Origin of the sequence: Pantoea sp. GABEPS69 (assembly GCF_045780835.1) — a bacterium.
In the GTDB taxonomy this organism is placed as follows: domain Bacteria; phylum Pseudomonadota; class Gammaproteobacteria; order Enterobacterales; family Enterobacteriaceae; genus Pantoea; species Pantoea septica.
Genome location: NZ_CP118618.1, coordinates 3,079,558 through 3,100,481, shown reverse-complemented (window position 1 = coordinate 3,100,481; position 20,924 = coordinate 3,079,558). Strand labels below are relative to the sequence as shown.

At 60.2% G+C, this 20,924-nt stretch carries 21 protein-coding genes; 12 read left to right on the top strand and 9 right to left on the bottom strand.

Going from position 1 to position 20,924, the window contains the following annotated elements; genetic code table 11:
• Positions 1-167 precede the first annotated feature (167 nt).
• Positions 168-1,517: a proline-specific permease ProY gene (proY, locus tag PVE98_RS15245; protein ID WP_033752747.1), complete on the top strand. Its 1,350-nt coding sequence runs from the start codon at positions 168-170 to the stop codon at positions 1,515-1,517.
• A gap of 191 nt (positions 1,518-1,708) precedes the next feature.
• Here proY and PVE98_RS15240 read toward each other — a convergent pair whose 3' ends face one another.
• The 3 genes from PVE98_RS15240 to PVE98_RS15230 all read right to left on the bottom strand — a co-directional run bounded on the left by PVE98_RS15240 (position 1,709) and on the right by PVE98_RS15230 (position 5,629).
• The gene (locus PVE98_RS15240) at positions 1,709-3,664 is read right to left on the bottom strand and encodes an acyltransferase family protein (protein WP_407568520.1); all 1,956 of its coding nucleotides are present in this window, start codon (positions 3,662-3,664) and stop codon (positions 1,709-1,711) included.
• A gap of 437 nt (positions 3,665-4,101) precedes the next feature.
• On the bottom strand, positions 4,102-4,917 hold the full coding sequence (locus PVE98_RS15235) for an inositol monophosphatase family protein (protein WP_313620148.1): 816 nt from the start codon (positions 4,915-4,917) through the stop codon (positions 4,102-4,104).
• A gap of 130 nt (positions 4,918-5,047) precedes the next feature.
• Entirely contained in the window at positions 5,048-5,629 is a 582-nt protein-coding gene (locus PVE98_RS15230; protein WP_096072686.1) for an ACP phosphodiesterase, read from the bottom strand.
• A gap of 105 nt (positions 5,630-5,734) precedes the next feature.
• On the opposite strand from PVE98_RS15230, the gene queA reads away from it, so the two are divergent.
• The 5 genes from queA to secF all read left to right on the top strand — a co-directional run bounded on the left by queA (position 5,735) and on the right by secF (position 11,216).
• Entirely contained in the window at positions 5,735-6,805 is a 1,071-nt protein-coding gene (gene queA, locus PVE98_RS15225; protein WP_096072687.1) for a tRNA preQ1(34) S-adenosylmethionine ribosyltransferase-isomerase QueA, read from the top strand.
• Positions 6,806-6,881: 76 nt separating this feature from the next.
• Positions 6,882-8,006 carry a tRNA guanosine(34) transglycosylase Tgt gene (gene tgt, locus PVE98_RS15220; RefSeq protein WP_033752742.1) on the top strand — a complete coding sequence of 375 codons (1,125 nt, stop codon included), beginning with the start codon at positions 6,882-6,884 and terminating at the stop codon, positions 8,004-8,006.
• A 25-nt stretch (positions 8,007-8,031) separates the two neighbouring features.
• Positions 8,032-8,364 (top strand): preprotein translocase subunit YajC, encoded by a 333-nt coding sequence (yajC, locus tag PVE98_RS15215; RefSeq protein ID WP_033752741.1) that lies wholly within the window; start codon positions 8,032-8,034, stop codon positions 8,362-8,364.
• Positions 8,365-8,389: 25 nt separating this feature from the next.
• Entirely contained in the window at positions 8,390-10,237 is a 1,848-nt protein-coding gene (gene secD, locus PVE98_RS15210; protein WP_072010447.1) for a protein translocase subunit SecD, read from the top strand.
• Between the two features lie 10 nt (positions 10,238-10,247).
• Entirely contained in the window at positions 10,248-11,216 is a 969-nt protein-coding gene (secF, locus tag PVE98_RS15205) for a protein translocase subunit SecF (protein ID WP_033752739.1), read from the top strand.
• 62 nt (positions 11,217-11,278) lie between these two features.
• On the opposite strand, the gene PVE98_RS15200 is transcribed toward secF, so the two are convergent.
• The gene (locus PVE98_RS15200; RefSeq protein ID WP_096072688.1) at positions 11,279-11,842 is read right to left on the bottom strand and encodes a DUF3251 domain-containing protein; all 564 of its coding nucleotides are present in this window, start codon (positions 11,840-11,842) and stop codon (positions 11,279-11,281) included.
• Positions 11,843-11,859: 17 nt separating this feature from the next.
• The gene (gene lysM, locus PVE98_RS15195) at positions 11,860-12,297 is read right to left on the bottom strand and encodes a peptidoglycan-binding protein LysM (RefSeq protein WP_033752737.1); all 438 of its coding nucleotides are present in this window, start codon (positions 12,295-12,297) and stop codon (positions 11,860-11,862) included.
• Between the two features lie 178 nt (positions 12,298-12,475).
• On the opposite strand from lysM, the gene nrdR reads away from it, so the two are divergent.
• The 6 genes from nrdR to pgpA all read left to right on the top strand — a co-directional run bounded on the left by nrdR (position 12,476) and on the right by pgpA (position 16,539).
• Positions 12,476-12,925, top strand: a complete 450-nt coding sequence (gene nrdR / locus PVE98_RS15190; protein ID WP_033788790.1) for a transcriptional regulator NrdR — start codon at positions 12,476-12,478, stop codon at positions 12,923-12,925.
• 2 nt (positions 12,926-12,927) lie between these two features.
• Positions 12,928-14,028, top strand: a complete 1,101-nt coding sequence (gene ribD / locus PVE98_RS15185; protein WP_187143621.1) for a bifunctional diaminohydroxyphosphoribosylaminopyrimidine deaminase/5-amino-6-(5-phosphoribosylamino)uracil reductase RibD — start codon at positions 12,928-12,930, stop codon at positions 14,026-14,028.
• 89 nt (positions 14,029-14,117) lie between these two features.
• Complete coding sequence (gene ribE / locus PVE98_RS15180; RefSeq protein ID WP_033752735.1) at positions 14,118-14,588, top strand: 6,7-dimethyl-8-ribityllumazine synthase; 471 nt, start codon at positions 14,118-14,120, stop codon at positions 14,586-14,588.
• A gap of 19 nt (positions 14,589-14,607) precedes the next feature.
• Positions 14,608-15,027 carry a transcription antitermination factor NusB gene (gene nusB, locus PVE98_RS15175; RefSeq protein WP_033752734.1) on the top strand — a complete coding sequence of 140 codons (420 nt, stop codon included), beginning with the start codon at positions 14,608-14,610 and terminating at the stop codon, positions 15,025-15,027.
• 50 nt (positions 15,028-15,077) lie between these two features.
• Positions 15,078-16,055: a thiamine-phosphate kinase gene (gene thiL, locus PVE98_RS15170; RefSeq protein WP_096072689.1), complete on the top strand. Its 978-nt coding sequence runs from the start codon at positions 15,078-15,080 to the stop codon at positions 16,053-16,055.
• On the top strand, positions 16,000-16,539 hold the full coding sequence (gene pgpA / locus PVE98_RS15165; RefSeq protein ID WP_369826156.1) for a phosphatidylglycerophosphatase A: 540 nt from the start codon (positions 16,000-16,002) through the stop codon (positions 16,537-16,539). The genes thiL and pgpA overlap by 56 nt, the downstream gene beginning before the upstream one ends.
• A 180-nt stretch (positions 16,540-16,719) precedes the next feature.
• Here the strand turns inward: pgpA and PVE98_RS15160 are convergent, their stop codons facing one another.
• The 4 genes from PVE98_RS15160 to xseB are packed head-to-tail and all read right to left on the bottom strand — an operon-like array spanning position 16,720 to position 20,777.
• Positions 16,720-17,694: an aldo/keto reductase gene (locus PVE98_RS15160; RefSeq protein WP_096072691.1), complete on the bottom strand. Its 975-nt coding sequence runs from the start codon at positions 17,692-17,694 to the stop codon at positions 16,720-16,722.
• A 56-nt stretch (positions 17,695-17,750) separates the two neighbouring features.
• A complete protein-coding gene (gene dxs, locus PVE98_RS15155) occupies positions 17,751-19,616 on the bottom strand; it encodes a 1-deoxy-D-xylulose-5-phosphate synthase (RefSeq protein ID WP_096072692.1) in 1,866 nt (621 codons plus the stop codon).
• Positions 19,617-19,635: 19 nt separating this feature from the next.
• Positions 19,636-20,535, bottom strand: coding sequence for a (2E,6E)-farnesyl diphosphate synthase (gene ispA, locus PVE98_RS15150; protein WP_033752729.1), 900 nt, complete (start codon positions 20,533-20,535; stop codon positions 19,636-19,638).
• Positions 20,535-20,777: an exodeoxyribonuclease VII small subunit gene (xseB, locus tag PVE98_RS15145; RefSeq protein WP_033752728.1), complete on the bottom strand. Its 243-nt coding sequence runs from the start codon at positions 20,775-20,777 to the stop codon at positions 20,535-20,537. Before xseB ends, ispA begins: the two co-directional genes overlap by 1 nt.
• Positions 20,778-20,924: the final 147 nt, after the last annotated feature.

The following is a 20,924-nucleotide window of genomic DNA, read 5'->3' as shown; positions in this document are numbered from 1 at the left end:
AAATGGCCCGATCGCAAAGACGCAACATGGCATCCATGCCAGCTCGGCCCGCACCATCCATGGCGCGGGACGCTTTGCTCTTCGGGCCATCTCACCCGCTTGCGGGCTTTGGCTGCAATGTAACCACGGGCTTGCCCGTGGTTTTTCTTTTACAGGTACAGGTTGTTATGCAAGAAACCAACAAGCTCAAACGCGGACTGAGCACGCGCCATATCCGTTTTATGGCGCTGGGATCGGCGATTGGCACCGGACTGTTTTACGGGTCGGCGGATGCCATCAAGATGGCGGGGCCGAGCGTGCTGCTCGCCTATATTATCGGCGGCGCGGTGGCCTATATCATTATGCGCGCGCTCGGCGAGATGTCGGTGAATAACCCGCAGGCCAGCTCCTTTTCGCGCTATGCGCAGGACTATCTCGGGCCGCTGGCGGGCTATATCACCGGCTGGACCTACTGCTTTGAGATCCTGATCGTCGCCATCGCCGACGTGACCGCCTTCGGCATCTATATGGGCGTCTGGTTTCCTGAGGTGCCGCACTGGATTTGGGTGCTGAGCGTGGTGTTGATTATCGGCGCCGTTAACCTGATGAGCGTGAAGGTGTTCGGCGAAGTCGAATTCTGGTTCTCTTTCTTCAAGGTTGCCACCATTGTGGTGATGATCGTCGCCGGTTTCGCCATGATTTTCTGGGGCATCGGCAACGGCGGTCAGCCGACCGGCATTCATAACCTGTGGAGCAACGGCGGCTTCTTCGCCCACGGCATCGTCGGCATGCTGCTGTCGCTGCAGATGGTGATGTTCGCCTACGGCGGCATCGAAATTATCGGCATTACCGCCGGCGAGGCCAAAGATCCGGCGCAGTCGATTCCGCGCGCCATTAACTCGGTGCCGATGCGTATTCTGGTGTTTTACGTCGGCACGCTGTTTGTGATTATGTCGATCTATCCGTGGAATCAGGTCGGCACCAACGGCTCGCCTTTCGTGCTGACCTTCCAGCATCTCGGCATTGCGGCGGCCGCCTCTATCCTGAATTTCGTGGTGCTGACGGCGTCGCTGTCGGCGATCAATAGCGATGTGTTTGGCGTCGGACGTATGCTGCACGGCATGGCGCAGCAGGGCCACGCGCCGAAGATGTTTATGAAGGTTTCCGCGCGCGGTATTCCCTGGGTGACGGTGGTGGTGATGATGGCGGCGATGCTGATCGCGGTCTATCTCAACTATCTGATGCCGGAAAAAGTCTTCCTGGTTATCGCCTCGCTGGCAACCTTCGCCACCGTCTGGGTGTGGATTATGATCCTGCTGTCGCAGATCGCTTTCCGCCGCAAGATCGGCAAAGAGGCGGCGAGCAAGCTGCAGTTCGCGGTGCCGGGCGGCATCTGGACCTCGCTATTCGGCGTGCTGTTCCTGGGCTTTATTATCGCGCTGATCGGCTACTTCCCGGATACGCGTATTTCGCTCTATGTAGGGCTGGTGTGGATCGTGCTGCTGCTGGCGGGCTATAAGCTGGTGCGTAAGTCTTGATTTGAATAAAGCAGCGGGGGAATCCAATCCCCCCGTCTGAAGCGTCGTGCCAGCGCGGCAGGCATAGCCCGATCGCAAAGACGCATAAGGCGGCATCCCTGCCAGCTCGTCCCGCGCCATCCCTGGCGCGGGACGCTTTGCTCTTCGGGCTATACCTACCGCATGTATATGATGAGCCGTCTGTTTCGGCGCTACCAGCGACTGCCCAGCGCGATCTCCACGCCCTGCGGACTCAGATGGCTATCGTCGTAATAGAGCGGCAGCCCCTGCCAGGTCACCAGACAGCCGCTGCGGTTGCATAAATTTTCCTGTAACGACACCACGCGCACGTCGCGCTGTTCGTAGCCGCGCAGCAGCCGCGTCACGTCCGCTTCCGGCAGCGAATAGAGCCGGGTGCGAGCGTTCTGCGTCGGCAGGGGTTTCCAGTCGCTCAGCCACTGGCTCAGCTCGCGGCGCAGCGGCATATTTCGGTTGTTGCTGTAGCGCAGGGGATCCAGCGACAGCAATGGCGCATCCTCGATCAATACCACTTTTTTGCCCGCCTGGCGCAGCTGGGCGATAACCCCGTCCATGCCCTGTTTCAGCGCGCTGAGATTATCTCTGTCGGGATGATGAATGTCGCGGTAGCCTGCGCCGGGCAGCGTTTCGATTCCGGCCGCCCAGGAAGCGGCGATGACTACCTCGTCGATGCGCGGGCTAACCAGCTCTTTCATGACTGCGGCGTTGAACGCCGCGCACTGGCTGGCGTGCGCCGGCTGCTGATAGAGCGCGCGCGTGACGCCCGCCGCCAGCAGCGGGCAGGTGGTTTTCGTTAGCTGAAAGAGCGGCTTGTCCTGCGCCTCGGCGTAGCGCGCCACGGCGCTACGCATCGCCGCCGCATGGCTGTCGCCGACCAGCGCGATGCCGGGACGCGACCGCTTCGGCTGGCAGCGCGCGCTGGCTGAGGGCAGTCCGGCGCCGCTATCGATCAGGCAGGGATCGGCCTGAGCGTCGATTTTGTAGGCTTCGCTGCTGACCACCTTATCATTGACGCGCCAGGGAAGGCCGCCGCTGCTCCACAGGCCGACCATCGCAGCGGCGGCGACGCCTGAGATCAGACAATAGGTGGGGATAACCGCGCGCGGCGCTCTGGCCGGTCGGCGGAACGGCTGTTCAACGTAGCGCCACGACAGCCAGGCGACGCCTAGCGCTATCGCGCTGATGCTCAGCCCCTGATTGACGCTGACCGGACCGTCGCTACAGATGCGCGCCAGCGCCAGCAGCGGCCAGTGCCACAGATACCAGGAGTAAGAAATTTTGCCGATAAAGCGCATCGGCGCGTTTTCCAGCGCCAGGCGGCTAATTGCGCTGCGCGCCGCGATTAGCAGGCAGGCCGCCAGCACCGGCAGCAGCGCCTGGTCGCCGGGAAAACCCTCGCCGTTGTTGAGCCGGCGCGCGCAAAAGGCGATTAGCGCCAGTCCGGCCAGCGTGAAAAGGTTGGCCCACAGGCCGCCGATCGGCCGCGGTCTCCACAGCGCCAGCAGCACGCCCGCGCCCAGCTCCCAGCCGCGCGTCGGCAGCAGGTAGAAGGCCTGCGAGCTGTTTTGCGGCGTCAGCCAGATGCAGCCCGCCAGCGACAGCAGGCTCAGCAGCGTCACCACCGCGAATAATAACGCGCGTTTTCTGGCGGCCAGCAGCATGATAATCGGCAGCACAAGATAGAACTGCTCTTCAATGCCGAGCGACCAGGTGATCAGCAGCGGATTTAAATCTGCCGGTGCGCTGAAATAATCCGCGCCTTTTAGCAGAATAATATTGGGCACCGAAAGAAAGACGCCAAAGCTGTATTTCGCCAGCTGGCTATATTCCAGCGGCGAAAGCAGGAAATAGCCGATAAACAGCAGGCCGAATAGCATGGTCAACAGCGCAGGTGCGATGCGGCGAATACGGCGCACGGCGAAGCGATAGAGCGAGAACTGGCCGGCAGCGTAGTCGCGGTAGAGCGCACCGCCGATAAGAAAGCCTGAAATAACAAAGAAGAGGTCGACGCCGACGTAGCCGCCGGGCAGGGCGCTGACGCCCGCGTGAAACAGAACAACCAGCAGGATCGCCACTGCGCGCAGGCCGTCGATATCCGCGCGATAATCCTGTGATGAGAGCGTTTTCATTATCGGATTCCCCGAGTATCGACAAAGGTATTTAACACCGCTGATGTCGTTGGCGCCGCCCATAAAGAAATCGGCGAATCCAGTCGCCGAATTAAGCAAAAGATAAAATAAAAAAATAATGATAAAGGGATGATTGACGCCTTTATTTTAAGTCAAAAAAGGGCAGGGAAATCATGTCGGCGCGAATATAGAAAAGTTCGCAGTGGCGCTGAAAAAACAGTGCAGCGGCGGTTAAGGATAAAAGGGCGATAGATTAGACAGGCTAAAGGCAGATAAGGAAGGGAAGGCGCAGACGCGGAGAGCATGGCCCGATGAGCAAGCACGCCGCGCGTTGGCCCGTTACCGGGCCGAAGGCGCAGGGGACGATGGACTGTGCGATCGCGCCATACTCTCTGCGCTATAGATGATTGCGCCGACTGTCTAAAGGCGTGTCTGGCTCAGGTTTCCTTAATCGCGTCCGGGCCGAGCAGCGCGTTGATTTGCGCATAGATAGCCGGATTGGCCAGCAGCACCGGATTCCCGTTTTTCAGGCCGTCGTTGGCGAGATAGTCGTTGGTGACGCCGCCCGCTTCGCGCATCAGCACGATGCCCGGCAGGCTGTCCCAGGGATTCATATGCGCTTCGTAGTAGCCGATCAGACGGCCCGCCGCCGCCCAGGCGGTGGTGAGCGCGCCGGAGCCGATGCGGACGAACATGCCGCCTTCGGCAAGCAGGCCCTGAATGAATGCGGCGGTCTGTTCCGCCGGCGCGCGGCTGGAGTTGCTTAATCCCAGCACTCCCTCGCTGAGATGCAGCGCACCGTGCGCCTGCAGGCGCGTTTCGTTGACCCAGGCGCCGCGGCCCGCGCGGGCGTGAAACAGCTCCTGATGGTTCGGATCGCAAATCACGCCGATCAGCGCTTCGCCGTCGCACAAGACGGCCAGCGACACGCACCAGTTATGCAGTCCGTTGAGGAAGCAGGCGGTGCCGTCGATGGGGTCCACTACCCACACCCAGCGCGCGCCCTCGACCTCGCCGCCGCTCTCTTCCCCCAGCACCGCATCGTCCGGAAAGCGTTCGGCAATCAGGATTTTAATCAGCTCTTCGACGTTGCGGTCCGCCTCGCTGACCACATCCTGTAAATCCCGCTTGTGTTCCACCACCAGCTGCTGGCGCTGCTGATACCAGGCATAGGCGCGGCTGGCCGCTGCGCGGGCGATTTCACAGGCATAGTGGTAACGCGCGTCTGTTTCGGTTTGCGAAGCGGATGACATCCTTTCCCTCTTATGATTTGTCACGCGGCTGAATCGATCATTCGCCGGAAATAGCGTGCAGGGCGCACGCTATTGTTAAGCAGGGTTTCATTAAGCCGCAAATGCAGAGGGCTGGCAAGTCGGGAAAAGATTAGAGCGTCTTGCTGCGCGCCAGCGCCATCAGGCGCGGGTAGAAGCGGAAAAAAAGCGTTTCCAGCTGATCGTAGTGGTCGATGAAATCCTGATAGGAGTCGCGCAGCGCGGCGAGGCGCGGACGCCGCTGGGCCATGCCGCTAAGCACGCGCGCCATGCGCGCCGGATCGGCGTAGTGTTCGAACCAGCGTTCGCGCCACATCACCGCGTTGAGCGCCTGAAAACTCTCCGGCGTGCCCGCCATCTGCGGCACCACGCGCTGTTCAGCAAAGCGCGAGAACGCCGCCAGCGTGACCTCAGGATGGATGGTTGCCCAGTGGCGGGCGAGAAAGTGATCCCACACCACGTCCAGCGTAATGGGCGCGACGCGGCGCGTTTCCGGTCGAAACAGCGGGCGGGCCTCCTGCACTTCCGGCAGGGCGTCGGTCATCGCATCGAGCCGGCGGTGCATCAGAATGCCGTCGGCCACCGGCGTCGGCCACTGTTCGTGCGGGTTTCCGCGCACGAAATCCGCCAGCAGGTTGCCGAGCAGCGAGCTTTCGGCGAGATGAGCAAGGTGAAGATGGGCAAGAAAGTTCATGCCGCATTATAGCCAGAAGTGCGAACGTGCAGCCAGTTGTTCAGAATTGGCCGCTTTTCCGCTAAACTGTGCCGCCTGTTTTTATGCCTGAGTAAGAAGTTAGCCATGCGTGTCGCCGATTTTACTTTTGAGTTGCCTGAATCTCTTATCGCCCTCTATCCGCAGGCGCAGCGCAGCGGTTGTCGCCTGCTGTCGCTGGACGGTCCGAGCGGGCAGCTGACGCACGGGGTCTTTACCGACGTGCTGGAGAAGCTGAATCCCGGCGATCTGCTGGTGTTCAACAATACGCGGGTGATCCCGGCGCGCGTTTACGGCCGGAAGGCGAGCGGCGGCAAAATCGAAATGCTGGTGGAGCGCATGCTGGACGAGAAGCGCGTGCTGGCGCACGTGCGCGCCTCTAAAGCGCCGAAGCCTGGCGCAGAGCTGCTGCTGGGCGACGACGAGAGCGTGAAGGCGACGATGGTGGCGCGTCACGACACCCTGTTCGAGATTGCGTTCGAAGACGACCGCGCGGTGCTGGATATTCTCAACAGCGTCGGCCATATGCCGCTGCCGCCCTATATCGATCGTCCCGACGAAGAGGCGGATCGCGAGCTGTATCAGACCGTCTATAGCGCGCGTCCCGGCGCCGTGGCGGCGCCGACCGCCGGACTGCATTTCGACGAGCCGCTGCTGGCCGCGCTGCGTGAGAAGGGCGTCGAGATGGCGTTCGTGACGCTGCACGTCGGCGCGGGCACCTTTCAGCCGGTGCGCGTCGACAGTATCGAAGAGCATGTCATGCACTCCGAATATGCCGAAGTGCCGCAGGAGGTAGTCGACGCGGTGCTGGCGTGCAAAGCGCGCGGCAATAAAGTGGTCGCCGTCGGCACCACCTCGGTGCGCTCGCTGGAGAGCGCGGCGCAGGCAAGCCAGCAAGCGCTGATTGCGCCCTTCTTCGACGACACCCAGATCTTTATCTATCCCGGCTACCAGTATCAGGTGATCGACGCGCTGATCACCAATTTCCACCTGCCGGAATCGACCCTGATTATGCTGGTGTCGGCCTTTGCCGGCTATCAGCACACCATGGCGGCCTATCAGGCCGCTGTGGCTGAACAATATCGCTTTTTCAGCTATGGCGACGCGATGTTCATTACGAAAAATCCGCAGGCACCGCACGAGAAAGTCGGCGCCTGATGACGTCCGGTTTACGGCGGCGCCGTAAACTGCTTGTTTAACCATCGCATCAGACTGTTTCTCTGATGGAGGCTTTGTGAAGTTTGAACTCGACACTACCGACGGGCGCGCGCGCCGTGGCCGTCTGATTTTCGATCGCGGCGTGGTGGAAACCCCGGCGTTTATGCCGGTGGGCACCTACGGCACGGTTAAGGGCATGACGCCGGAAGAGGTTCAGGAAACCGGCGCGCAGATTATCCTCGGCAACACCTTCCATCTCTGGCTGCGTCCTGGCCAGGAGATCATGAAGCTGCACGGCGATCTGCATGACTTTATGCAGTGGAAAGGGCCGATTCTCACCGATTCCGGCGGTTTCCAGGTGTTCAGCCTCGGCGATATCCGCAAGATCACCGAAGCGGGCGTTCACTTCCGCAACCCGATCAACGGCGATCCGATCTTCCTCGATCCGGAAAAATCGATGGAGATCCAGTTCGATCTGGGATCGGACATCGTGATGATCTTCGACGAATGTACGCCATACCCGGCGGACTGGGACTACGCGAAGCGCTCGATGGAGATGTCGCTGCGCTGGGCGCGACGCAGTCGCGATCGCTTCGACAGCCTGGGCAACAAGAACGCGCTGTTCGGCATTATCCAGGGCTCTGTTTACGAAGATTTACGTGATGTCTCGGTCAAAGGTCTGGTAGAGATTGGCTTTGATGGGTACGCTGTGGGCGGCCTGGCGGTGGGTGAGCCGAAAGAGGACATGCATCGCATCCTGGAGCACGTTTGTCCGCAGATCCCGCAGGATAAACCTCGTTACCTGATGGGCGTCGGCAAGCCGGAAGATCTGGTGGAAGGCGTACGTCGCGGCATTGATATGTTCGACTGCGTGATGCCGACGCGCAACGCGCGCAACGGCCATCTGTTCGTCACCGACGGCGTGGTGAAAATCCGTAACGCGAAGCATAAAGACGACACCTCGCCGCTGGATGCGGAGTGTGATTGCTACACCTGTCGCAATTACAGCCGCGCCTACTTGCATCATCTTGATCGCTGTAACGAAATACTCGGCGCGCGCCTGAATACCATTCATAACCTGCGCTACTACCAGCGCCTGATGGCGGGTTTACGCCAGGCTATCGAAGAGGGTAAATTGGAGCGCTTTGTTAGCGAGTTCTACCAACGGACGGGCAAAGCGGTTCCGCCGTTAAACGTCTGATAATTCTATCAATGAGGGAAATTAAATGAGCTTTTTCATTTCTGACGCCGTGGCTGCCGCAGGTGCACCGTCGCAGGGAAGTCCGTATTCTCTGGTGATCATGCTGGTGGTGTTTGGCCTGATTTTTTACTTCATGATCCTGCGTCCGCAGCAGAAGCGTGCGAAAGAGCACAAAAAGCTGATGGATTCCATCGCTAAAGGCGACGAAGTGCTGACCAGCGGTGGCCTGGTAGGCCGCGTAACGAAAGTTTCCGACACGGGCTATGTTTCTATCGCCCTGAACGAGACGAACGAAGTGGTTATCAAACGTGATTTCGTGGCTGCCGTCCTGCCGAAAGGTACGATGAAGGCGCTCTAATATTTACTTCCCTAAGGGAACTGCCGTGTTAAATCGTTATCCTTTGTGGAAGTACGTGATGCTGGTCGTCGTCATTCTTGTCGGCCTGCTCTATGCGCTTCCCAACCTGTATGGTGAGGATCCGGCCGTTCAGATCACTGGCGCGCGCGGCGGCGCCGCCAGTGAGCAAACGTTGGATCAGATTCAGAACCTGTTAAAACAAGAGAATATCCAGAGCAAATCCCTCGCGCTGGAAAACGGCGCCATTCTGGCGCGTTTCGCCAATACGGATGTGCAGCTGCGCGCCCGTGAAGCGATTGTGAATAAGCTTGGCGAGAACTACGTCGTCGCGCTCAACCTTGCGCCGGCTACCCCGCGCTGGCTGAGCATGCTGGCGGCTGAGCCGATGAAGCTCGGTCTGGATCTGCGCGGCGGCGTGCACTTCCTGATGGAAGTGGATATGGACACCGCGCTGGGCAAGCTGCAGGAGCAGAATGCCGACAGCCTGCGCAGCGACCTGCGCGAAAAGAATATCCCCTATACCAACGTCAATAAAATCGCCAACTACGGCGTGGAAATCCGTTTCCGCGACGGCGACAGCCGCGATGCCGCGATTAACTGGCTGAGCGCGCGCCATCGCGACATGGTCATCTCCTCCAGCGGCAGCGACGCGCTGCGCGCGGTGATGAGCGACGCGCGTCTCAGCGAAGCGCGCGAATACGCCGTTCAGCAGAACATCACTATTCTGCGTAACCGCGTCAACCAGCTCGGCGTCGCCGAACCGCTGGTGCAGCGTCAGGGCACCGATCGCATCGTCGTTGAACTGCCGGGCATTCAGGATACCGCGCGCGCCAAAGAGATCCTCGGCGCTACCGCGACTCTGGAGTTCCGTCTGGTGAACACCACTGCCGATCCGACCGCCGCCGCCAACGGCCGCGTGCCGGGCGACTCGGAAGTGAAGCAGACGCGCGAAGGTCAGCCGGTTGTGCTCTACAAGCGCGTGATCCTGACCGGTGACCATATCACCGACTCAACCTCCAGCATGGACGAGTACAACCAGCCGCAGGTCAATATCTCCCTGGACGGCGCGGGCGGCAATATCATGTCTAACTTCACCAAGGACAACATCGGTAAGCCGATGGCGACCCTGTTCGTGGAGTACAAAGACAGCGGTAAGAAAGACGCCAACGGTCGCGCAGTGCTGGTGAAACAGGAAGAGGTGATTAACGTCGCCAATATCCAGTCTCGCCTCGGCAACAGCTTCCGCATCACCGGCATCAACAACCCGAACGAAGCGCGTCAGCTCTCGCTGCTGCTGCGTGCGGGCGCGCTGATTGCGCCGATTCAGATCGTGGAAGAGCGCACTATCGGCCCGACCATGGGCGCGCAGAATATCACGCAGGGGCTTGAAGCCTGCCTGTGGGGTCTGATCGCTTCGATTCTGTTTATGGTGGTGTTCTATAAGAAGTTCGGCTTGATCGCCACCAGCGCGCTGCTGTGCAACCTGGTGCTGATTGTCGGCATCATGTCGCTGCTGCCGGGCGCCACGCTCACTATGCCGGGTATCGCCGGTATCGTGCTGACGCTGGCGGTAGCGGTGGATGCGAACGTACTGATTAACGAGCGTATTAAGGAAGAGCTGAGAAACGGCCGTTCCGTGCAGCAGGCGATTCATGAAGGCTACAAAGGCGCCTTCTCCAGTATCGTCGATGCTAACGTGACCACGCTGATCAAGGTCATCATCCTGTATGCCGTTGGTACAGGTTCAATTAAAGGCTTTGCGATTACCACCGCTATTGGTATCGCCACCTCGATGTTTACCGCGATCGTTGGAACGCGCGCCATCGTGAACCTGGTGTACGGCGGCAAGCGCATCAACAAGCTGTCTATCTGAGGAGTGCGTTGTGGCACAGGAATACAATATTGAACAGCTGAACCACGGGCGTAAAGTCGTCGACTTTATGCGCTGGGACACGCTGGCGTTTATTATCTCCGGCCTGCTGATCGTGGCGTCTATCGCCATGGTCTCCGTGCGCGGTTTCAACTGGGGTCTCGATTTTACCGGCGGTACGGTGATCGAGATCGCGCTGGAGAAACCCGCAGAGCTGGATACGCTGCGTGACGGGCTGGAAAAGGCCGGTTATGCCGATCCTATCGTGCAGAACTTCGGCAGCAGTCGCGACGTGATGGTGCGCATGGCGCCCATGGACGGACCGGCCGGCCAGGAGCTGGGCAACAAGATTATCACTATCATCAATCAGACCACCCAGCAGAACGCGACGGTGAAGCGCATTGAGTTCGTCGGCCCGAGCGTGGGCAACGACCTGGCGCAGGCGGGCGCGATGGCGTTGCTGGCGGCGCTGATTGCGATTCTGATCTATATCGGCTTTCGCTTTGAGTGGCGTCTGGCGCTCGGCACCGTGCTGGCGCTGGCGCACGACGTGATCATCACCTGCGGCATTCTGTCGCTGGCGCACATCGAGATCGATCTGACCATTGTCGCCTCGCTGATGTCGGTGATCGGCTACTCGCTCAACGATAAAATCGTGGTATCCGACCGTATTCGTGAGAACTTCCGCAAGATCCGCCGCGGTTCTTCTTACGATATCACCAACGTGTCGCTGACCCAGACGCTGAGCCGTACCTTGATCACCTCGCTCACCACGCTGGCGATGATCCTGATTCTGTTCATCTTTGGCGGCGCGTTGCTGAAAGGCTTCTCGCTGACCATGCTGATCGGCGTCACCATCGGTACTATTTCGTCGATTTATGTCTCTTCCGCGCTGGCGCTGAAGCTGGGCATGAAGCGCGAACATATGCTGGTGCAGAAGGTAGAGAAAGAGGGCGCGGACCAGCCTTCAATTCTGCCGTAACGCGCGAGCGTAATAAAAAAACGGGCTGCCATATGGCAGCCCGTTTTGTTTGGGCGCTTCTTTTACTGCGCGACGGGCGCGGCAGGCGCGTCGCCTACAACGTCATGCACGCGCACGAAACCGAGCTGGTCAGGCGTCAGGCCGCTCAGGCGCAGCGGCACGATGACCGAGGCGCGGGGCAACAGCGCGGCTGGCACCTCGATCTCCTGGCTCAGGCTGGTGGCGTCAAGCGGCTTGCCGGTCGCCGGATCGCGCTCGCCCCATACCACGCGCGCGCGCAGCGCCGGAACGGGCTGACTGTCGGTGGCGCTGATGGTCAGGTTAGCGCGCGCGCCGTTGGCTTCCGCCGCTACGCGCGTCAGCGAGAGACGCAGCTTGCCGAGCTGGGTTTGCAGCTCGACCGGCGTGTTAGCCTGCGGCACCAGCCAGGCGCCCTGCGTCGAGTTGCTGTTAAGCTGCCCCTGGATTTCGATGGCGCTCGCCTGAGTGGTCAGGTGGCGCATCTGCTGATTCAGCTGGCTCACTTCCTGATGCAGCTGATTCACTTTGGGGCTGACGGGCGTCGAGCTACAGCCGCTTAACAGCGCCATCGCACACGCCAGCGGCGCCCAAACCGTCCTGATCATAAACTCTTCCTTGTCCGTTATTTAGGAATACGTAATACCTGGCCCGGATAGATTTTGTCAGGATGGGTCAGCATCGGCTTGTTGGCTTCGAAAATCTTATTGTATTCGTTAGGGTTGCCGTAAACCGCTTTCGAAATTGCGCTCAGCGTGTCGCCTTTTTTCACGGTGTAGAATTCCGCTTCCGGCGCGCCGTCGGCTGTTTTGACCTGGTCGTCGACTTTGGTGATGCCTGCAACGTTGCCGGCCGCCACCAAAATTTTCTCTTTCAGCTCCTGAGAAATGCCATCGCCGCTCACCGTTACGGTGTCGCCGTTGACCGCTACGTTTACTTTGTCGCTGTCAGGTAGGCCCAGCTTGTCGATGTGCTCTTTCAGCTTTTTGCTGGCATCATCATGGCCGGATACCGCGTCCCACAGTTTTTCGCCTGCCTCTTTCACAAAGTTAAACAAACCCATATATATCCTCCAGATTGTCATGGTGTAGGCCGTCTTTCTGACGACATCAGTAAGCATAGACACTTTCTCGCGACGTCTCCTGCCGAATGGCAAAAGAGGAAAGGCACGCTAATACATTTTGTTGACATGCCATTCGCGCTACACTGTGTGGCCCATTTGTTTAGCGTCAGGAAAGGTCATGCACTGCCCATTTTGCTCTGCTGTGGACACTAAAGTCATTGATTCACGTCTGGTTAGTGAAGGTTCGTCCGTGCGGCGGCGCCGGCAGTGTCTGGTGTGCCATGAGCGCTTCACCACCTTTGAAGTGGCGGAGCTGGTGATGCCGCGGGTAGTGAAAAGCAATGACGTGCGCGAGCCCTTTAATGAAGACAAGCTCAGCAGCGGCATGATGAAGGCGCTGGAGAAGCGCCCGGTCAGCGCCGATGCGGTGGAAAGCGCGGTAAACCATATCAAAACCCAGCTGCGCGCTACCGGCGAGCGAGAGATTCCCAGCAAGCTGATCGGCAATCTGGTGATGGACGAGCTGAAAAAGCTCGATAAGGTCGCCTATATTCGTTTCGCCTCGGTCTACCGCAGCTTTGAAGATATTCGCGATTTCGGTGCGGAGATCGCCAGGTTACAGGATTGATTATGGATGAACGCTATATGGCGCGCGCGCTGGAGCTGGCGCGGCGCGGACGCTTTACCACCACGCCCAATCCTAACGTGGGCTGCGTTATCGTACGCGACGGCGAGATCGTCGGCGAAGGCTGGCATCAGCGCGCCGGCGAGCCGCACGCCGAGGTGCACGCGCTGCGCATGGCGGGGGACAGGGCGCGCGGTGCCACCGCCTACGTCACGCTCGAACCGTGCAGCCATCACGGCCGCACGCCGCCGTGCTGCGACGCGCTGATCGCCGCCGGCGTCAGCCGCGTAGTCGCGGCGATGCAGGATCCTAATCCGCAGGTTGCCGGACGCGGACTTTACCGCCTGCAGCAGGCGGGCGTCGCGGTCAGCCACGGGCTGATGATGGCGGAAGCGGAAGCGCTCAATCGCGGCTTTCTGAAGCGCATGCGCACCGGATTTCCGTTTGTTCAGCTCAAGCTCGGCGCCTCGCTGGATGGCCGCACCGCCATGGCGAGCGGCGAAAGCCAGTGGATTACCTCGGCCGCCGCGCGTCGCGACGTGCAGCGTCTGCGAGCGCAGAGCTCCGCGATCCTCAGCAGCAGCGCCACCGTGCTGGCGGACGATCCGTCGCTGACGGTGCGCTGGGCAGAGCTCGATAGCGCGTCGCAGTCGCTGCTGAACGAAGCAGAGCTGCGGCAGCCGCTGCGCGTCATTGTCGACAGCCGCAATCGGGTGACGCCGCAGCACAAACTGATTGCCCAGCCGGGCGAAACCTGGCTGATGCGCGCCGCGCCGGACCAGCAGGTCTGGCCGGAGAGCGTGACGCAAATCGCCGTGCCGCCGCGCGGCGAGCAGCTCGACCTGGTGGCGCTGATGATGCTGCTGGGCAAACAGCAGGTGAACAGCCTGTGGGTCGAAGCGGGCGCGTCGCTGGCCGGCGCGCTGCTGCAGACGGGCGTGGTGGATGAGCTGATCGTCTATATGGCGCCGAAGCTGCTCGGCGATGCCGCGCGCGGCCTGTGCCAGCTGCCCGGCTTAGCCCAACTGGCCGATGCGCCGGCCTTTTCATTTAGCGACGTGCGCCAGGTCGGTCCCGATCTGCGCCTGACGCTGACGCCGCGCTGAGCGCGGCGGAAAAGCGAGAGCACGCCGCCAAAGAGTGTGATAGAATCCGCCCCCCTGCGGGGCCATAACAAAACCCTGAAAGGATAAGTATGAAAGTTATCGAAGCTGCTGTTGCCACGCCTGAGGCCAATGTCGCCATCGTTATCGCGCGTTTTAACAACTTCATCAACGACAGCCTGCTGCACGGCGCGATCGATGCCCTGAAGCGTATCGGTCAGGTGAAAGATGAAAACATCACCGTCGTCTGGGTTCCAGGCGCATACGAACTGCCGCTGGCAGCCCGCGCGCTGGCGAACAGCGGTAAGCACGACGCCATCGTGGCGCTGGGCACCGTGATTCGCGGCGGCACCGCCCACTTTGAATATGTCGCCGGCGAAGCCAGCTCCGGCATCGCTAACGTCGCGATGACCAGCGAAATCCCGGTGACTTTCGGCGTGTTGACCACGGAAAATATCGAGCAGGCTATTGAGCGTGCCGGTACCAAAGCGGGTAACAAAGGCGCCGAAGCGGCCCTGACCGCACTCGAAATGATTAACGTATTGAAAGCCATCAAAGCCTGATTTTTGTAAGGGGAATTTTGTGAAACCTGCTGCTCGTCGCCGCGCCCGCGAGTGCGCTGTCCAGGCGCTCTACTCCTGGCAGTTGTCTAAAAACGACATTGCCGATGTGGAATACCAGTTTCTGGCGGAACAGGACGTCAAAGACGTCGACATTACCTATTTCCGCGAACTGCTGTCCGGTGTGGCGACCAACAGCGCGTATCTGGATGGGCTGATGAAACCTTACCTGTCGCGCCAGCTTGAAGAGCTGGGCCAGGTAGAAAAAGCAATCCTGCGTATTTCGCTGTATGAACTGAGCAAGCGCGCTGATGTGCCCTACAAAGTGGCGATCAACGAAGGTATCGAGCTGGCGAAAGTATTTGGCGCCGAAGATAGCCATAAGTTCGTCAATGGTGTGCTGGATAAAGCCGCTCCACAAATCAGACCCAATCGCAAATAAAGAAAAGGCCAGCTTGCTGGCCTTTTTTCATCAGTAAGCGGAACGCAACCATGTCCTGTGGCGAATTCGAACTCATCGCACGCTATTTCAATCGCAGAACCCGCAGCCGCCGCGACGTCGAGACCGGCATCGGCGACGACTGCGCGCTGATGAGCGTGCCGGAGAAACAGACGCTGGCAATCAGCACCGATACGCTGGTGGCGGGCGTCCACTTTTTACGCGATATCCATCCTGCCGATCTCGGCTATAAAGCGCTGGCGGTCAACCTCAGCGATCTGGCGGCCATGGGTGCCGATCCGGCGTGGCTGACGCTGGCGCTGACGCTGCCGGAGGTCGACGAAGAGTGGCTGAAAGCCTTTAGCGAAAGCCTGTTCGAGCTGCTGGAATATTACGATATGCAGCTGGTGGGCGGCGATACCACGCGCGGCCCGCTGAGCATGACGCTCGGCATCCACGGCCTGGTGCCGCAGGGTCGCGCGCTGAAGCGCTCGGGCGCGAAGCCGGGCGACTGGATCTACGTGACCGGCACGCTGGGCGACAGCGCTGCGGGCCTGTCGCTGCTGCAGCATCGTCACCGCATTAACGATCCGGCGGTGCATGAGGCGCTGATTAAGCGCCACCTGCGGCCGATGCCGCGCATCCTGCAGGGCCAGGCGCTGCGTTCGCTCGCCTCGGCGGCGATCGATCTCTCCGACGGCCTGATTTCCGATCTCGGCCATATTCTCAAGGCCAGCGGCTGCGGCGCGCGGCTGAATCTGGAGACGCTGCCGCTGTCGCCTGCGCTGCGCGACCATTTCGAGCCTGAGCAGGTGCTGCGCTGGGCGCTGAGCGGCGGCGAGGATTATGAGCTCTGCTTTACCGTACCGGAGATGAACCGCGGCGCACTCGACGTGGCGCTGGGCCACCTTGGCGTGCCCTTTACCTGCATCGGGCAGCTGATGCCGGAAGCGGAAGGGCTGACGCTGCTGGAGCATGGCAAACCGGTTACCTTCAGCCATAAGGGATTTGATCATTTTGACGCGAAATAAGGATGTGGCGAAAAGCCGTCTGCGTATGAGCAATCCCTGGCATTTGCTCGCCACCGGTTTCGGCAGCGGCTTGAGTCCTTATGTGCCGGGCACGATGGGGTCGCTGGCGGCGATCCCGTTCTGGTGGCTGATGGCGCGGCTGCCGCAGGATCTCTATTCGCTGATCGTGCTGTTGGGCATTAGCATCGGCGTCTATATCTGCCACCGCACCGCCAAAGATATGGGCGTGCACGATCACGGCAGCATCGTCTGGGATGAGTTTATCGGCATGTGGATTACGCTGATGGCAATTCCGACGAATAGCTGGCAGTGGGTGCTGGCCGGTTTTGTGGTGTTCCGCATTTTCGATATGTGGAAGCCATGGCCGATCCGCTGGTTCGATCGCAACGTGCACGGCGGCATGGGGATTATGGTAGATGATATTATCGCCGGCGTGATCTCAGCGGCGCTGCTTTATGGCGCAGGCGTGTGGCTGGCGGCCTGATTTTTGCTGGCGCGTGCTGAAACCTCTTTCAGCGCGCACGCTATTCCTACAAGCGGGCGGCATGGGCAGAAGAGCAAAGCGTCCCGCGCCAGGGATGGCGCGGGACGAGCGTGCAGGGATGCCTTGAGCGACTTTGCGATCTGGCCATGCCGCTCGTGCAGGCACTTGATTCACAGGCTACTATTCGAAGCCTACTACTGGATGAGGCTGATAAACCGTCTCCAGCTCGGCAATCTCCTCAGTACTCAGTTCTACCTCAACCGCTTTCACCAGGTCCGCCAGCTGCTCAGCGCGCGATGCGCCGATAATCGGTGCGGTCACGGCCGGCTTATGCAGCAGCCAGGCGAGCGCCACCTGCGCGCGGCTCACGCCTCTGCGCGCCGCGATCGCCTCTACGCGCTGGGCGATGGCCGCATCGTTCTCTTCCGTAGCATGATAAAGGGTTTTGCCATACTCGTCCGAGGCTGTACGCGCTGTGGCTTCGCCCCAGGGACGCGTCAGCCTGCCGCGCGCCAGCGGACTCCACGGCAGCACGGCGATATTTTCCGCCTGACAGAGCGGGTGCATCTCGCGCTCCTCTTCGCGTTGAATCAGGTTGTACTGATCCTGCATGCTGACGAACGGCGCCCAGCCGTGCTGCCGCTGGGTATAAACCGCTTTGGCGAACTGCCACGCATGCATCGAAGAGGCGCCGATATAGCGCGCTTTACCCGCCTTCACCACGTCGCTCAGCGCTTCCAGCGTCTCCTCCAACGGCGTCTCATAATCCCAGCGGTGAATTTGCAGCAGGTCGACATACTCCATATCCAGACGGCGCAGGCTGTCGTCGATCGACTGCATAATATTTTTGCGTGACAGGCCCTGCGACAGATTGCTGAGCGGGAAGTAAACCTTGGTGGCGACCACGATCTCCTCGCGACGCGCGAAGGCCTTTAGCGCGCGGCCGACGATCTCTTCGCTGCTGCCGTCAGAATAGCTGTTCGCGGTATCGAAAAAGTTAATGCCTGCTTCCAGCGCCTGCTGGATCAGCGGACGGCTGCTCGCTTCCGGCAGCGTCCAGGCGTGGCGACCGCGGTCCGGCTCGCCAAAGGTCATACAGCCGAGGCAGAGACGGGAAACCTGAAGGTCGGTGTTGCCTAACTGGGTGGTTTTCATGAAAGCTCCTGCTATGCATTAAACCATCAAGCATAGCAGGAGAGGAGGGCAGGGGATTACTGCGCGAGCCAGTCGCGGATTTGCTGCTGAATGCCTTGCGCGTCCAGCTGGTAATCGTGACGCACTTCATCCTGGGTGCCCTGCGGAATAAATTCATCCGGCAGGCCGAGGTTAAGCACCGAGACGCGCATGCGCTTCGCCATCACCGTCTCGTTGACGCCGCTGCCCGCGCCGCCTTTAATCGCGCCTTCTTCCAGCGTCACCAGCGATTCGTGACTCTGCGCCAGCTCGGCGATCAGCGCCTCATCCAGCGGCTTAACGAAGCGCATATCCACCAGCGTGGCGTTAAGCGCTTCCGCCGCTTCCGCCGCCGCAGGCAGCAGCGTGCCGAAGTTCAGGATCGCCAGCTTCTCGCCCTGACGCTTCACGACGCCTTTGCCCAGCGGCAGGCTCTGCAGCGGCGTCAGCTCGACGCCGACCGCGTTGCCGCGCGGATAGCGCACCGCGCTCGGCCCGTCCTGATAGTGATAGCCGGTATAGAGCATCTGACGACATTCGTTCTCGTCGCTCGGCGTCATAATCACCATTTCCGGCACGCAGCGCAGAAATGCAAGGTCGAACGCGCCCTGATGGGTCTGCCCGTCGGCGCCGACGATGCCGCCGCGATCGATGGCGAACATCACCGGCAGCTTCTGGATCGCCACGTCGTGGATCACCTGATCGTAGGCGCGCTGCAGAAAGGTCGAATAGATCGCGACGATCGGCTTATAGCCACCGATCGCCATGCCCGCGGCGAACGTCACCGCATGCTGCTCGGCAATCGCCACGTCGAAATACTGCGCCGGATAGCGGCGCGAAAACTCTACCATGCCGGAGCCTTCGCGCATCGCAGGCGTGATCGCCATCAGCTTCGCATCGTCCTGCGCCATTTCGCACAGCCAGCTACCGAAAATTTTGGAGTAGCTCGGCAGGCCTTCGGCGCTCTTAGGCAGCGCGCCGCTGGCGGGATCGAACTTCGGCACCGCGTGCCAGGCGATCGGATCCTGTTCCGCCGGCGCGTAGCCTTTGCCCTTTTTGGTCATAATATGCAGGAACTGCGGCCCTTTCAGGCTGCGCATATTCTTCAGCGTCGTCACCAGCGTCAGTACGTCGTGACCATCCACCGGGCCAATATAGTTAAAGCCCAGCTCTTCAAACAGCGTGCCTGGCACCACCATGCCTTTCAGATGTTCTTCGGTGCGCTTCACCAGCTCTTTAATCGGCGGCAGCCCGCCCAGCACGCGCTTGCCCCCTTCGCGCAGGCGCGAGTAGGTTTTACCGGACAGGATCTGCGCCAGACGGTTATTCAGCGCGCCGACGTTCTCTGAAATCGACATCTCGTTGTCGTTGAGGATTACCAGCATATCGGGCTTGATATCGCCCGCGTGGTTCATCGCCTCAAACGCCATGCCGGCGGTAATGGCGCCGTCGCCGATAATGCAGGCGGTGCGGCGGCCCAGACCTTCGCGCTCCGCCGCCGCTGCCATGCCGAGTCCGGCGCTGATGGAGGTAGAGGAGTGGCCGACGCTCAGCACGTCATATTCGCTCTCGCCGCGCCATGGAAAGGGGTGCAGGCCATTTTTCTGGCGAATAGTGCCGATGCGGTCACGGCGTCCGGTCAGAATTTTATGCGGGTAGGCCTGATGTCCGACGTCCCACACCAGATGATCGAATGGCGTGTTGTAGACGTAATGCAGCGCGACGGTCAGCTCGACGACGCCCAGACCCGAGGCGAAATGGCCGCTCGAGCGGCTTACGCTGTCCAGCAGGTATTGACGAAGCTCGTCGCACAGCGCCGGAAGCGACTCTTTCGGGAGAGAACGCAGCTCCTCAACGGTGCTTGCCTGCGCCAGTGTCGGGTATTTTGCAATATCAAAACTCATCAGAGACTCATTATGGAAGTTATTTGTCGCGTTCAATTATGAAGCTTGCCAGCGCCTGCAATGCTGTGGTGTCTAACGATTGCGCCGCAAGAATATCCAGCGCGCTCAGCGCTTGCTGGTGAAGCTCCCTGGCTTTCGCTCGGGCATTGTCGAGCCCCAGCAGCGACGGGTAAGTACTTTTATCCAGATCCTGATCGGCACCCTGTTTTTTGCCGGTGATGGCGCTGTCGCCTACCACATCAAGAATATCGTCTTGTACCTGAAACGCGAGGCCGATGGCGTCGGCATATATATCCAGCGCCGGCAGCGCGTCGCGTCCGCGTTCGCCCGCCGCTAACGCGCCCAGGCGCACGGCGGCGCGGATCAGCGCGCCGGTTTTATGGCGATGGATCTGCTCCAGCTGTTCCAGCCCGACCCGCTGGCCTTCCGCCGCTAAATCAAGCGCCTGGCCGCCGCACATGCCTGCTACGCCGCTGGCGCGCGCCAGTTCGGCAATCATCGCAATGCGGCTGGCGTCGCTGACGCCCGGCATCGGCTCGTCCGCCAGGATAGAGAACGCCAGCGTCTGCAGCGCGTCGCCGGCGAGTATCGCGGTATCTTCGCCATATTTGATATGACAGGTCGGCTGGCCGCGGCGCAACGCATCGTCATCCATCGCTGGCAGGTCGTCATGGATCAGGGAGTAGGCGTGAATGCATTCTACGGCGGCGGCGGGCGCGTCAAGGCTCGTCGGATCCGCGTTGAACATTTCGCCGGTGGCGTAGACCAGAAAGGGGCGCAGACGTTTACCGCCTAATAATGCCCCATAACGCATAGCGTTAACCAGAGGAGAACTCTGAAAGGGAAGCGGCGCTAATAAGCGAGACAGCGCGGCATTGGCCCGCTCCGGATAAAGGCTCAGCAGGTGAATAAAATCCATTACTCTTTTTCCGGGGTGAAGGGGCTGAGATCGGCGTCTTTATCGTCGCTGAGCAGAATGCGTACGCGCTGCTCGGCCTGTTGTAATGTTTGCTGACCGTTGCGCGCCAGCTGTACGCCGCGCTCAAACTCATTCAGCGCCTCTTCCAGCGGCAGCTCGCCGCTCTCGAGCCGGCTGACGATCTGCTCCAGCTGCTGCAAGGAGGTTTCAAAACTAGCGGGCTGTTCGGCTTTTTTCGGCATATTCAGTGTCGACTCACGTGTAAGACTTTCTCTCGTAATCGGTCATGGTAGCGGAGAGCGTTTGATTAGCAAAATAATCAATGTGACTGCGGTTGCAGAAGCAGTCATCTGACAAAGGTGATATACTCTCGCGCCTCGGATGCGGAT